This is a genomic window from Streptomyces sp. GQ60 (assembly GCF_059758875.1).
This window is the reverse complement of the sequence record NZ_JCAXEG010000031.1, coordinates 17,241-29,953: the sequence shown is the minus strand read 5'-3', so window position 1 is coordinate 29,953 and position 12,713 is coordinate 17,241. Positions and strand designations below refer to the sequence as shown.

Here is a 12,713-nt window from a genome sequence, read left to right as displayed (position 1 = left end):
GGTTGCGTCCCCAGCTTGATTTGAGGCCATTCCCATGTTCGAACCAGTCATAGCGCCGAGCGGCACCCTGCTCGGCCTCCTCCAGCGGGGCCGCGGCGACGGCACGCTGCACGCACTCGCGGCGCCCAGGGCCGAGGCCCTCGCGGCGCTCAACCACTGCGTGGCCGGCGATCCGCGCCAGGACTGGCAGGTCGAGAACCGCTCCCTGTACTACGCACGCCTGTACCTGGACCTCGACGGCCCCCTGGGCGAGATCGAGGCCCACCTCTTCAGCGTCGACGACCTCGTCGACGAGGACGACCGCCGCACGGGCCTCGCCCTGTCCGTCCTGGGCCACCTGGCCTCGTACGGCCGCGACGACGCGCTCATGCTGCTGCGCCGCTACGCCGCCACGGGTGCCAACTGGGCCTGGGCCCTCGACGAGCTCGCCCTGCGCGACGACGACGAGGGGCTGTGCTCCCTGGCCGCCCCCGTCCTCGCCCGCTTCCCCGCCACCGCCGAGGGCGAGGCGCGGCTCGCCGCCGCCGTCCGCGACGCCTACGAGCCCAGGCCCTGGCGCCTGTGGGAAGAGGCCGCGGAGCCCAACGAGTACGCCGAGCGGTTGCGCGCCGCCCGCCAGCAGGGCTCCTTCGACCGCTGGCAGCGCCAGCTCACCCCGCGCGGCCCCCAGCCCGGCTGGGGCGTCCAAGCCGTCTTCGACTGGGCCGCCGACGGACTGCGCCGGGGCACCCCCCTGCACGTCCCGGCCGCCCGCTGCCTCGCCGCCGTGGCCACCCCCGAGGACCGCTCCGCGATCCTGGCGGCCGCCGCCGGTGCCTCCGGAGAGGCCGCCCGCGCCACCGCGCTGCACCACCTGGTCCTCGCCGAGCCGGAGAACCCGGCCGTGCTGGACCTCATCGAAGCCGCCGGCGACGAGCCGGCCGTGGCCGCCTACGAGCGCATGTGCGGCCCCGCCGCCATCGAGCGGGCCCGACGCTGGGTCCAGCGCCCCGACGCCCTCGGAACGGCCGCAGCGACCCTCCTGGCCGCCCGGGGCGGAGCCGAGGACGCCACCTTGGTCCTCGGAGCCCTGCGGTCCACCGTCCGCGGCTCCGGCCCGGACTCGACGCCGCTGTTCACCCTGGTCGACGGAGCCGGCCGGCTGCGCATCGCCTGCGCGGCGCCGGTACTGCGCCACATCTACCGCGAGACGTCCTCCTCCCACCTGCGGGGCCGCGCAGCGCGTGCCCTGGCGGCGACGGACACCTCCTTCGCGGCGGGCTTCGCCGTCGAATGCCTCTGGGACTGCGAGGAGACCACCCGCGAGGTGGCCGCCCGCCACGCCGAAACGGCGGACGCCCGAGTAACCCCGCGCCTGCGCCGCCTGGCAGCCGACCCGGCCGAGGAGGAAGACGTCCAGTCGGCGGTCCGGAGCCGCATAACCCCGGAGTCGGCGGTGTAGAGCCGCCCCCCCGGCCTTCGTCCCAGCCGACGGGCGCTCGAGGACCGGGGCCCTCACCAGCCCGCCCGGCGCTCGAGCCCGGCCCCGGCCGGACCCGGTGGCCCTCCTGGCCCGTCCGGTGCTCGAGCCCGGCCCGGGCGGAGCCCGGCGGCCTTCCCAGCCCCGCCGGCGCTCGAGATTCGGGCCCGGGCGGTGCCCGGTGGCCTCCCCGGCCCGGCCGGCGTTTGAGGTCCGGGTCCGGCGGTGCCCAGGGGGCTTCCCAGCCCCCCCGGCGCTCGAGGTCCGGGGTCTGGGGCGGAGCCCCAGGGGGTCCGGGCGCAGCCCGGTACCCCTTCCCAGCCCCCCGGCGTTCGAGGCGCGGGTCCGGGCGGAGCCCGGGGAACGGTGGAAGGGCGGGTAGGGGAACTCCGCCCCGCGCAGCGGCACGGACGGCCGCAGCCGCAACCCCGGGCACGGCCGGTGCCTCGGGCCCGGGTCCGCCACAGCCGGATCCGGGGCCCGGGCGAAAGCCCCGGGAGGGCACGCCCCGTCAGCGCAGCACGAACCGCACCGCCACCCCCGGCCCCACCTGCGCCACCGCGTCAAGCGCGGACGCCGCCACGACCCCGACCACCGGATACCCCCCGGTCACCGGATGATCGGCGAGGAACACCACCGGCTGCCCGTCCGGCGGGACCTGGACCGCACCGAGCACCATCCCCTCGCTCGGCAGCTCCCCACCCCGCACCCGGACCAGCGGCGGCCCCTCCGTACGCAGCCCGATGCGGTTCGAAGCGGCCGACACCCGGTACGTCGCCCGCAGCAGCCGCCCCGTCACCGACTCCGCCGCGAACCAGTCGGTCCGCGGCCCCAGCCGCAGCGGAAGCACCAGTTCCGACGGCGGGCCCGGCGCCGCCGGGGCGTCCACCCCGGCCACCGGATCCGGACCGGGCGCACCCACCGGCAGCAGCGCCCCCGCCGACAGGACCGGCGGCCCGAGGCCCGACAGCAGATCGGTCGAGCGACTGCCGAGCACCGGCTCGACGGCGAACCCTCCCCGCACCGCGACGTAGCCGCGCACCCCCGACTCCGCGCGGCCCACCTCCAGCTCCTCCCCGGCGCGCAGCAGGACCGGGGCGCCCCAGGCCGCGGGGCGCCCGCAGGCCCGTACCGCACACGGCGCGCCGGTCACCGCCACCGTCACCGGGCCGCCCACCGCCCGCAGACCCACGCCGTCCACGGTCGTCTCCAGGGCGGCGGCCCGCGGCGGGTTGCCCACCAGCCGGTTCGCCAGCGCGTGCGCCCCCGTGTCGAGGGCCCCCGAGCGGGGGACGCCGAGGTGGGCGTACCCGGCCCGGCCCAGGTCCTGGACGGTGGTCAGCGCCCCCGCCCGTACGACCTCCAGCCCCCTCATGACGCGGCCCCCGCCTCGGCGAACCGCACCCGTACCCCCGGCGCGAACAGCGCCGCGGGCTCGCGCGCCGGGTCCCACAGCACCGCGTCGGTGGTTCCGATCAGCTGCCAGCCGCCGGGGGAGGAGCGCGGGTAGACCCCGGCGTACTCGCCCGCGAGGGCCAGCGAGCCCGCCGGTACCGCCGTACGGGGCGTCGCCCGCCGGGGCAGGTGGCGGCGGGCGGGGAGGCCCGTCAGGTAGCCGAAGCCCGGGGCGAACCCGCAGAAGGCCACCCGGAAGGTGACTCCGCCGATGATGCCGGGCACCTCTTCGGGGGACACCTCCCACAGCGCGGCCACCTCCGCGAGGTCCGGGCCGTCGTAGCGCACCGCGACCGTCACCGGCGGCGGCCCGTCGGCCTGCGCGAGCGGGGCGACCCGCCAGCGGGCGATCCGGGCCGCGAGGGCGCGCGGCTCCCGTACCCCGTCCAGCAGGACGGTCCGGGCCGCCGGCACGATGTCCCGTACGCCGCCCAGCTCGCCCGCGTCCCGCCGCCGCAGCAGCTCCGCGTGCAGGGCCGCCACTTCCTCGGCGGAGTCCACCTCCAGCAGCAGCGCCTCGGCGCCGGCCACGAGCGCCCTCACGCGAAGGCCTCCACCCGGACCCCGGCGGCGCCGAGCGCCCCGCGGACGCGCAGGGCCAGGTCCGCCGCCCCCGGGGTGTCCCCGTGCACGCACAGCGAGCGGGCGGCCACCGGGATCCGGGAGCCGTCCGCGGCCGTCACCGCGTGCCCGGCGGCCATGTCCACCGCGCGGGCCACCACCGCGTCCGGATCGTGGACCACGGCGCCCGGTTCACCGCGCGGTACGAGGGTTCCCGCGGGGGTGTAGGCACGGTCGGCGAAGGCCTCCGGTACGGCGGCCAGCCCGGCCCGCCCGGCGGCGGCGAGCAGCAGGGAACCGGGCAGCCCGAGCACCGGGAGCCCGGCGGGACCGGCCGCCAGCAGCACGCCGGCCACGACGGCGGAGGCCTGGCCGGAGTCGTGCACGGTGCGGTTGTAGAGCGCGCCGTGCGGTTTCACGTACGACACCCGGGACCCGGCCGCCCGCGCGAAGACCTCCAGCGCCCCGATCTGGTAGGCCACCTCGTCGGCCAGCTCACCGGCCGGCACGTCCATCGCGCGGCGGCCGAAGCCCGCCAGGTCCCGGTACGAGACCTGCGCCCCGATCCGCACCCCGCGCGCGACGGCCAGCTCGCAGACGCGGCGCATGATGGACGGGTCCCCGGCGTGGAAACCGCAGGCGACGTTGGCGCTCGTGACGACGGACAGCAGGGCCTCGTCGTCGGTCAGCGTCCACCGCCCGAAACCCTCGCCGAGGTCTGCGTTGAGATCGATCACCGGGGCGGCCGCCGGGATGTCCGGCGTGATCATGGATGCCATGCGGTGAGCGTAGAACAGGGCGCGGACCCCCGCGGGCGGTCGGCCGGGGAGGATCGGGCGAACCATCCCGTTTGGGATGTTGTCAGGGTCAGCGCCTAGTCTTTGCCCGTGACTCTCCCTGCCCCGGCGAAGACCCTTCCCTCTCCGGCGCCGGGCCCGGCCGCCGACGAGGGCCTGGCCCGGCGGCTGCGCGCGCTCGCCTGCACAGCCCCGCTGCACGACCTCGACGTACGCAAGGCCAATCTGGCCGGCGAGTACGGGGTCTACGCGATGGCGGAGGTCGCGCTCGCCGCGATCGACCTGGTCACGCTCAACATGGACTTCGACACCGGCGCCGACCACGAGCAGATAGTGGCCCGCCTGCTGCCGCGCGTCGCCGCCCAGGCGCCGACGCGCCCCGCGGCCGAGCACGAGCGGGTGGCCCGCTGGGTGCTGGAGAACCTGATCAACGTCGGCAGCGTCGACCGCGGATTCCGCGCGATCTACGGCACGTTCGGCCCGGACGGGGTGTACGTCCGCCGCGACTACGACTTCAAGCTCATCGAGGAAGTCCCGGGCTACGGCGGCGCGGTGTACCTGCGCACGACGGACGAGGCGGTCAACGTCCTGGTCGGCGCCCTCGACACGGACGTCACCAGCGCGCAGATCGCCGCCGAGGTCAAGCTGGAGGTCCTGATCAGCCGGGGCCGGCTGGCCGACGCCCAGCTCGCCGCCGAGCAGGCCCGCTACCGCACCGTCCAGTACGCCGAGACCCTGCGCCGCACGCTGGACGCGACCCGGCGCAACGTGCGGGCGGTGGACTGGCTGGTGACCGTCCCCGACATGATCGCGGAGGCCCTGGACCACGTGGCCGACCGCTACCGCCACGAGAACGCGATCCTGACCAACATCCGCAAGGCCCGCGACGAGGCGGAGGAGCCGGACAACAAGCGGCGCGCCGCCGAGCTGGTCGACATCGTCAAGGACTGCATCCGCCGCCACACCCAGCTCCAGTCCCGGCTGCTGGACGCCGGACCGCTCTTCCGCGCCGAACAGGACCGCCAGGCCTTCGCGGCCCCCGCGCCGCGCTCCGGGATCGACCTGTACGGGCAGCTCGTGGCCCCGACGCTGCCGCTCCCGGTCGCCCGGGCGATCCGGGTCACGGACGCCTTCTTCGCGTCGGGCGCGGGCCTGCGCACCCCCGTCTCGGTCCGCGTCGCGGACCTGGTGGAGATCCTGCTCACCCCGCCGGTGGAGCGTGAGCACCTCGGTCTGGAAATGCCGGAGCCGGACCTGATCGCCACCCCGGACGACAGCCGCTTCAGCGAGGAGCAGCTCGCCGCCGCGATGGCACTCCTCGAACTCCCGCACGACGCCCCGCGCCGCCTGTCCGGCCTCCTGGCGGAGGCCCGCCGCTCCGACCCCGACCTGCCCTACCTGGTCGCCCTGCTGGCCGTCCACGCGGCGAGCCCGGCGGTGGGCACGGCGTACCGCCAGGGCGAGGAGCGGCTCCTCTTCGCGGTCGACGACGGCACCGAGCTCGACGACCCGGAATTCGGCGGCGCGGACCTCATCGTCGGCACCGCCCTGCTCGACGCGGCAGCCATGACGGCGGACCGCACGGAGGCGGCATGACCCCGCCCGCACCGGCCAGTCGCCCCCCTTCGCCACGAGCCACCCGGCCCGCGCCCGCGGCTGCGCAGCCCCATTGCCGCGCCGAGCCCCCCGTGCCCGGCCCCGCGCTCACACGCGGCGGCGGCGCGCAGCCCGGGTCCGCGGCCTTCCGGGCCTGCGGCGAACTGCCCGGATCTGGTCCCGCGCTCACGCGCCGCCGGGTCGCACCGGGTCCCGCGCTCGCGCGCGGCGGGGTCGCCGCTGCCCGCCTCACGGCCGGGTCCGGTCGGGTCGGCGGTGTCGTCGGCCCCGCGGCCGCGCCCGGGGGGTCCGTCGCCGGGGCGGAGCCCCTGGTGGCGCGGTCCCACCCGGGGGTGTGGGGGCTTGCCCCTGCTTTCGGGAAGGGGCGGGGTGGGGGAAGAACCGCCCCCGCCAGCCCCGTAACCGCTGCTGCCGCCGCTGCGGCCGCCGGACCCGCTGCCGCCGCTGGAGCGGCCGCAGTACCGCCGCCCGCGCACGCACGGACGCGAGCCGCCGTCCCCCACACGGCCCGTGCCCCGCACACCCGCACCTGTACCCGTACCACCGAGGAGACCCACCCGTGAGCGACCACCACGCCGAGCAGCACCCCGCGTGGAGCGAGCCCGACGCGCACGAGGCCCCGGCTCCGGTTCACGCGCACGCACAGGCGCACGCACACGCGCAGGCCCCGGCCCAGCCCCCGCAGGGACCCGTCACCCCGGCGGACGCCGCGGACGCGGCCCGGCTCGTCGCGTTCGGGCTCCAGCCCAAGCTGCTGCCCGCCCGCGACGCCGAGTACGCCGAACTGCTGCGCCGCTACCGCGAGGACCCCGCCTTCGCCCGGCTCGCCGACGCCGTCGCCACCGGCCTCGGCCTCGTCGTCCTGGAGGTGTCCTCCCGCGCCGGCATGGCCGTGGCCGCCGGCGAGGACTCGGTCTTCGCCGTCCGCATGGGCGACTACGCCCGCCGCACCACCGCCGACTCCGCGGACCGCTTCCTGCACGGCCTCGCCCACCTCGCCGTGGCGGCCCTCGCCTTCCCCCGCCCCGAGGACCTCGCCGACGACGGCTACATCGGCCGGATCACCGTCAACGGCGTCGACGCCTTCGTCCGGCAGACCTGCCGCCGCCTGGAGGAGCGCGCCGAGGAACTCGGCGAGAACACCGACCCGGCCTCCGACGCCCCCGGCCTGGAAGCCGCCTGGCGCGTCTACGCCCGCCGCAGCGCGACCGGCGCCACCAAGGACGCCCGACGGCTGGCCGGTTCCACCACCGGCATCGTCGGCAAGGCCGCCGCCTTCCTCACCGACTCCGGCTTCCTCCAGCGCACCGGGGACGAGGCCGGAGGCACGTACCGCACCACCCCCCGCTACCAGCTCCAGGTCCGCGACATGGCGGGCAGCGCGGCCATGGCCGAGCTCCTCGACCTGGGGGTGGTCCCCGTCAGCGACGGCTCCGCCAGCCTGCTGCCGCCGCCCGAGGGCGACGACCTGGAGCTGGCCGCCGACGCGGGTCTGCCCTTCCACGCCTGAGCCGTCCGCCACCCCGCCACCCGGCCGCCGGCGCCACCCGCCCCGCCACCCGTCCCCGTACGACCTACGAAAGACCACGAGAGTCCGCCGCCATGTACGAGCTGTCCCGGATCCGCCTCTACTCCATCGGGCCCGCCGGCGCGCGCTACGCCGACACCGTGCTGGACCTGCGCGGAGTAGGTGAGCCGGTGCCCCACCCGGCGCCCGCCCAGGCGGAGTTCTTCGAGGACGAGCCCACCGGCCCGCCGCGCCGCCCGGCGCCCGCAGGCGTGCTGTTCCTGGAGAACGGCGGCGGCAAGTCCGTTCTGCTCAAGTTGATCTTCTCGGTGATGCTGCCCGGCCACCGCAACACCCTCGGCGGCGCCAGCTCCGGCGTCCTGCGCAAGTTCCTGCTGGCCGACGACTGCGGCCACGTGGCGCTGGAGTGGCAGCACACCCAGACCGGCGAGTGCGTGGTCGTCGGCAAGGTCAGCGAGTGGCGCGGCCGCCAAGTCTCCAACGACCCGCGCAAGTTCGCCGAGGCCTGGTACTCCTTCCGCCCCGGCCCCGGGCTCAGCCTGGACAACCTCCCGGTGGCCGAGGCCACTTCGGTGCGCCCGCCGGTGGAAGGCGCCTCCGGCGCCCAGGGGCGGCGCCGCACCATGAAGGGCTTCCGCGACGCGCTGACCGAGGCCGGCAAGGCGTACCCGCACCTGGAGGTGTACTTCGAGGAGATCCACGACCGCTGGAACGAGCACCTCACCGAGGTCGGCCTCGACCCCGAACTCTTCCGCTACCAGCGCGAGATGAACGCCGACGAGGGCGAGGCCGCCGGCCTCTTCGCGGTCAAGAAGGACTCCGACTTCACCGACCTGCTGCTGCGCGCGGTCACCGACACCCGGGACACGGACGGCCTCGCCGACCTCGTCCACGGCTTCGGCAACAAGCTCGGCCGCCGCGCCGAGCTGATGGCCGAACGGGAGTTCACCGCGGGCTCCGTGGACCTCCTCACCAAGATCGTCGAAGCCGCCGGGACCCGTTCCCGGCTGCGCGACGTCCACGCCGGAGCGGAACGCCGTACGCGCACCCTCGCCCGGCGGCTGTCCGCCCGGGCCGGCGAGGAGCGCGGCCGCGCCGCCGACCTCGCGCAGCGGGTCACCGGCGCCGCCCACCAGGTCACCGCCGCCGAATCCGCGCGCGCCCGCAGCGCCGCCGTCTCGGCCGAACTCGCCTACCGGCACGCCTCGCTGGCCCTGACCGTCGCCGACAAGGCCGCCGCCGCACAGCGCCGCGAACTCCTCGAAGCCCGCACCCTGCACGCCGCCTGGCAGGCCGCCGAACACGTCCTGCGCCACCGCTCCGCCGCCGACCGCTCCGCCCGGGTCGCCGCCGCGATCCTGGAGGCCGAGCGGGACGCCGCCCCGGCGCTCGCCGCCCGTGCCACCGCCGCCACGGAGCTCGTACGGGCCCTGCACGCCGCCGCCGAGCAGGGCGAGCGCGCCGCCAACGAGGAGGAGGAGCGCTCCGCCGTCCTGCAGGAGACCGGCGAGGCCTCCCACCGCGCCGCCACCGCCGCCGCCACGGCCGCCCAGCGGGCCCGCAGCGAGGCCGAGCACCTGCGCGCCCGCCTCGCCGAGGTCCAGCAGGAGACCGCCGAGGCCGTCCGGGCCGGCTGGCTCGACGACTCCGCCCCCGACGCCGACCCGGCGCGCGCCGCCCTGGCCGCCGCCGACGCGGAGAAGACGGCCGTCGCCGCCTGGGACGAGTCCCGCGAGGCCGCCCGCGCAGCCTCCGAGGCCGCCCGCGAGGCCGCCGGGGTGGAATCCCGCGCGGAACTGACCGCCGCCCGCGCGGCGGACGCCGCCGACGCGGCCGAGGCGGCCCACGACGCCGAGCACCGGGCGGCCGCCTCCCTCGCCGGGGCCCCGCGGCTGGCCGCCCTCCTGGGAGCCCCGTCGGCCCCCGACACCGCGGCCCCGTCCCCGCGCCCCGCGGGCGGAACGCCGGCCGGCGGGTCCGGGAGCAACGCCACGGGCGCCCCCGGCGACCCCCAGGACACCGCCACGGGCTCGGGCGCTCCCCGGAACTCCGCCCCCGCCGGCTGGCTCACCGTCGAGGACCTCGACCGGAACGCCGACGACCTGCGCGACCTGCTGACCCGCGGGGTCGCGACCGCCGAACGCCAGCTCTTCGACCTGCGCACCGCCGCCGCCGACGACTCCCGCATCCTCGGCGCCCTCGGCGACGGCGGTCTGCTGCCGCCCGGCCCCGACGTCCTCGCCACCGTCGAGTTCCTCGGCGAACACGGCATCCCGGCCCTCCCCGGCTGGCGCTACCTCGCCCAGTCCGTGGACCCGGCCGACCACGCGGCCGTCCTCGCCGCCCGCCCCGAACTCGTCGACGGCGTGGTCATCACCGACCCCGACACCCACTCCCGGGCCCGCGAGGTCCTCTCCGGCGCCGCCCTGCTGCCCCGCTCCACCGTCGCCGTCGGCACCGCCGCGGCCCTGCTGGCGCCGGTTCCCCCGGCCGACGACGCCACGGGGTCCGGCAGCTCCGGCATTTTCATCGTTCCGCCGAACCCGGCCATGCACGACGAGCACGCCGCCGACGAGGAGCGCCAGGCGCTGCGCGCCCGCGCCACCGCGCGCGACACCGAGATCCGCGAGCTCGCCGCCCGCCTGTCCGGCGACCGGGAGCTCGCCGCCCGGCTGCTCTCCTGGCGCACCGGCTGTCCGCCCGGCCGCCTCGCCGAGCTCGCGGAGCAGGCCGCCGCCGCCCGCGCCTTCGCCGAGGAGACGGACGCCGAACTCGCGGAGGCCCGTACCGTACGCGCCGAGGCCGACGAGGCCGCCGCCGACGCCGCCCGGGTCCGCGACGAGCGCCAGGACGCCGCCCAGCGCGCCCGCCGCGTCGCGGACGCCCTCGCGGGCCTCGCCTACCGGCTGCGCGAGCGCGCCGGCTGGCAGACCAAGCTGCGCGAACTCGCCGACGACGCCGCCGAGTCCGAGGCCCGCGCCGAGGTCTGCCTCGACCGGGCCCGCGCCGCCGACGAGGACCGCCGCGCCGCCCAGCGCGCCGCCGACGACGCGCGCCGCACCGCCCGCGCCCTACGCGCCGAGCGCGCCGAGATCGCCGGGGCACCCGATCCGCTGCCGGAGGGGGACGGTACGGCCAAGGCGCCGCTCCCGGCACTGCGCGAGGCCTACCGCGCCGCCTCCCAGCTCTACGAGAAGGTCGGCGTCGGCGCCGACCTGCGCTCCGAGCAGGCCCGGGCGGAGAGCGACGAGAGCGTGGCCCTCGCCGAACTCGACCGTCTCACCAACAAGGTCCGCACCCGCGCGGCCCAGCTCCTCGAAGGCACCGACGGAGCCGACGGCCCCTCGCGGCAGGCCGCGGCCGCCCGCGCCGAGGCCCTCGTACAGATGCTGGAGACCCGCGCCTCCGCCGCGAGCGAGCAGCTCGGCCGGCTGCGCGGCGAGGCCGAACGGCACGCCCCCGCCGAGGGCGAGGCGCACACCGAGCTGCCCGAGGAGCTGATCCCCGACAACGTCGAGGAAGCCCAGGCCAGGCTCCGCACCGCCAGCGCCCAACTCGCCGCCCACACCGCCGCCGTGGAGTCCGCCCGCGCGGCCCACGCCGACCTGTTGCGCGCCCACCGCACCGCCGAGGAGGGCGCGGGCGGCTTCGACGAGACCGCGGCCATGCTCCGGGACCTCCTGCGCGACCACACCCACCAGGAGGACGAGCAGGAGCCGGTGGCCCACCCCGGCAGCCTGGAGGAGGCCCGCCAGTCGGCCACCGAGGCCCGACGCTCGCTACGGGCCTGCGCCGCCGACCTGTCGGCCGCCGAGGCCGCCGTCCGCGAGGCGAGCGACATCCTGGTCCGGCACGCCAACGCCAACCGCTACGAGCAGGTACGGACCCCCGCGCGCCAGCAGATCCGCGAACTGCCCGCCTCCGCCCTGCCCGAGCACGCCGCGGCCTGGGCCGTGGCCTTCGCCCCCCGGCTGCGCGTCCTCACCGACGAGCTGGCGCAGCTGGAGCGCAACCGCGACAGCATCGTGGACCGGCTGCGCGGCCTCGTGGAGTCGGCCCTGGCCACCCTGCGCTCCGCCCAGCGGCTCTCCCAGCTCCCCGAGGGCCTGGGGGAGTGGTCGGGGCAGGAGTTCCTGCGCATCCGCTTCGAGGAGCCCGACCAGGCCACCCTCACCGAGCGGCTCGGCGAGGTCATCGACGCGGCGACCCGCGCCGCCGTGAAGAAGAACAGCACCGCCTCCTTCGGCGAGGGCCGCCGCGACGGCATGTCGCTGCTCCTGCACGGGGTCCAGGCGGCACTGGAACCCAAGGGCATCGCGGTGGAGATCCTCAAGCCGGACGCGGTGCTGCGCGCCGAGCGGGTCCCGGTCGGCCAGATGGGCGACGTGTTCTCCGGCGGCCAGCTGCTCACCGCGGCCATCGCGCTGTACTGCACGATGGCGGCGCTCCGCAGCAACGACCGGGGCCGCGACAAGCACCGGCACGCGGGCACGCTCTTCCTCGACAACCCGATCGGGCGCGCGAACGCCACGTACCTGCTGGAACTCCAGCGGGCCGTCTCGGACGCGCTCGGCGTCCAGCTCCTGTACACCACGGGCCTGTTCGACACCACGGCCCTGGCCGAGTTCCCGCTGGTCATCCGGCTGCGCAATGATGCCGACCTGCGCGCGGGGCTCAAGTACATCAGCGTCGAGGAACACCTGCGTCCGGGCCTGCCCCAGCAGTTCACGGACGGGGAGACGATCCACGGCGAGATCACGGCGACCCGCATGTACCGCCGGAGCTGACCTCGCCTCTTGACGGGCCGCTCGCCCACCACGGCACGGGCCGGCTTCAGCCCCGCCCGGTGCCCGTCGGCGGCGGCCAGATGCCGGTCGCCTCCCCGCGCACGGGTGTGCGGGGCGGCAGCGGAGGCGCCGAGCGGGCCTCCCGGCGCGCCCTGCGGCGCTCGCGCCGCCGGTCCCGCGCCGTACTGCTGGGCTCCGAGAGCACCCCGTAGCGCTGGTTCCACGTCTGCCGGGTGATCAGCACGTCGAGCACGCCCCACGTGGCCACGACCGTCCCCGCTATCGCGCACAGCGACAGCGGAAGCGCCAGCCACGAGCCGGTGACCGTAAGGAAGAAGGCGATCGTCGCGTCCGTCAGCGTCACGGCGACGATCAGCACCGCCCGCACCGCGGACCTCCGCACCGGGTCCGGCATGCGCCGCCGCCCCGTCGGCTGGTCCACCCACAGGACCTGCCCCCGCGCCGTCCCGGGCTCCGCACCGTCGTCCTCGTACCTCTTCGCCATGGTC

The 12,713-nt window shown here is 77.1% G+C and carries 8 protein-coding genes; 4 read left to right on the top strand and 4 right to left on the bottom strand.

The window, feature by feature from the left end:
- Positions 1 to 34 precede the first annotated feature (34 nt).
- Positions 35 to 1,441 carry a HEAT repeat domain-containing protein gene (locus tag AC6CKD_RS36310; RefSeq protein ID WP_498333458.1) on the top strand — a complete coding sequence of 469 codons (1,407 nt, stop codon included), beginning with the start codon at positions 35 to 37 and terminating at the stop codon, positions 1,439 to 1,441.
- Positions 1,442 to 1,970: 529 nt separating this feature from the next.
- Here AC6CKD_RS36310 and AC6CKD_RS36305 read toward each other — a convergent pair.
- The 3 genes from AC6CKD_RS36305 to AC6CKD_RS36295 are packed head-to-tail and all read right to left on the bottom strand — an operon-like array spanning position 1,971 to position 4,254.
- On the bottom strand, positions 1,971 to 2,834 hold the full coding sequence (locus AC6CKD_RS36305; RefSeq protein ID WP_498333457.1) for a 5-oxoprolinase subunit C family protein: 864 nt from the start codon (positions 2,832 to 2,834) through the stop codon (positions 1,971 to 1,973).
- The gene (locus tag AC6CKD_RS36300) at positions 2,831 to 3,457 is read right to left on the bottom strand and encodes a 5-oxoprolinase subunit B family protein (protein ID WP_498333455.1); all 627 of its coding nucleotides are present in this window, start codon (positions 3,455 to 3,457) and stop codon (positions 2,831 to 2,833) included. The genes AC6CKD_RS36305 and AC6CKD_RS36300 overlap by 4 nt, the downstream gene beginning before the upstream one ends.
- Positions 3,454 to 4,254: a LamB/YcsF family protein gene (locus AC6CKD_RS36295; RefSeq protein ID WP_498333453.1), complete on the bottom strand. Its 801-nt coding sequence runs from the start codon at positions 4,252 to 4,254 to the stop codon at positions 3,454 to 3,456. The genes AC6CKD_RS36300 and AC6CKD_RS36295 overlap by 4 nt, the downstream gene beginning before the upstream one ends.
- A gap of 108 nt (positions 4,255 to 4,362) precedes the next feature.
- Between AC6CKD_RS36295 and AC6CKD_RS36290 the strand changes: the two genes are divergently transcribed.
- The 3 genes from AC6CKD_RS36290 to AC6CKD_RS36280 all read left to right on the top strand — a co-directional run bounded on the left by AC6CKD_RS36290 (position 4,363) and on the right by AC6CKD_RS36280 (position 12,204).
- Positions 4,363 to 5,868: a hypothetical protein gene (locus tag AC6CKD_RS36290; RefSeq protein WP_498333451.1), complete on the top strand. Its 1,506-nt coding sequence runs from the start codon at positions 4,363 to 4,365 to the stop codon at positions 5,866 to 5,868.
- Between the two features lie 580 nt (positions 5,869 to 6,448).
- Complete coding sequence (locus AC6CKD_RS36285; RefSeq protein WP_498333449.1) at positions 6,449 to 7,399, top strand: hypothetical protein; 951 nt, start codon at positions 6,449 to 6,451, stop codon at positions 7,397 to 7,399.
- A 92-nt stretch (positions 7,400 to 7,491) separates the two neighbouring features.
- Positions 7,492 to 12,204 (top strand): hypothetical protein, encoded by a 4,713-nt coding sequence (locus AC6CKD_RS36280; protein ID WP_498333448.1) that lies wholly within the window; start codon positions 7,492 to 7,494, stop codon positions 12,202 to 12,204.
- 46 nt (positions 12,205 to 12,250) lie between these two features.
- Here the strand turns inward: AC6CKD_RS36280 and AC6CKD_RS36275 are convergent, their stop codons facing one another.
- Positions 12,251 to 12,709 (bottom strand): hypothetical protein, encoded by a 459-nt coding sequence (locus AC6CKD_RS36275; RefSeq protein ID WP_498333446.1) that lies wholly within the window; start codon positions 12,707 to 12,709, stop codon positions 12,251 to 12,253.
- Positions 12,710 to 12,713: the final 4 nt, after the last annotated feature.

Coding starts and splice junctions, on each gene's coding strand:
- AC6CKD_RS36275 (WP_498333446.1), bottom strand. CDS start 12,709: ATGGCGAAGAGGTACGAGGACGACGGTGCGGAGCCCGGGACGGCGCGG.
- AC6CKD_RS36305 (WP_498333457.1), bottom strand. CDS start 2,834: ATGAGGGGGCTGGAGGTCGTACGGGCGGGGGCGCTGACCACCGTCCAG.
- AC6CKD_RS36295 (WP_498333453.1), bottom strand. CDS start 4,254: ATGGCATCCATGATCACGCCGGACATCCCGGCGGCCGCCCCGGTGATC.
- AC6CKD_RS36310 (WP_498333458.1), top strand. CDS start 35: ATGTTCGAACCAGTCATAGCGCCGAGCGGCACCCTGCTCGGCCTCCTC.
- AC6CKD_RS36280 (WP_498333448.1), top strand. CDS start 7,492: ATGTACGAGCTGTCCCGGATCCGCCTCTACTCCATCGGGCCCGCCGGC.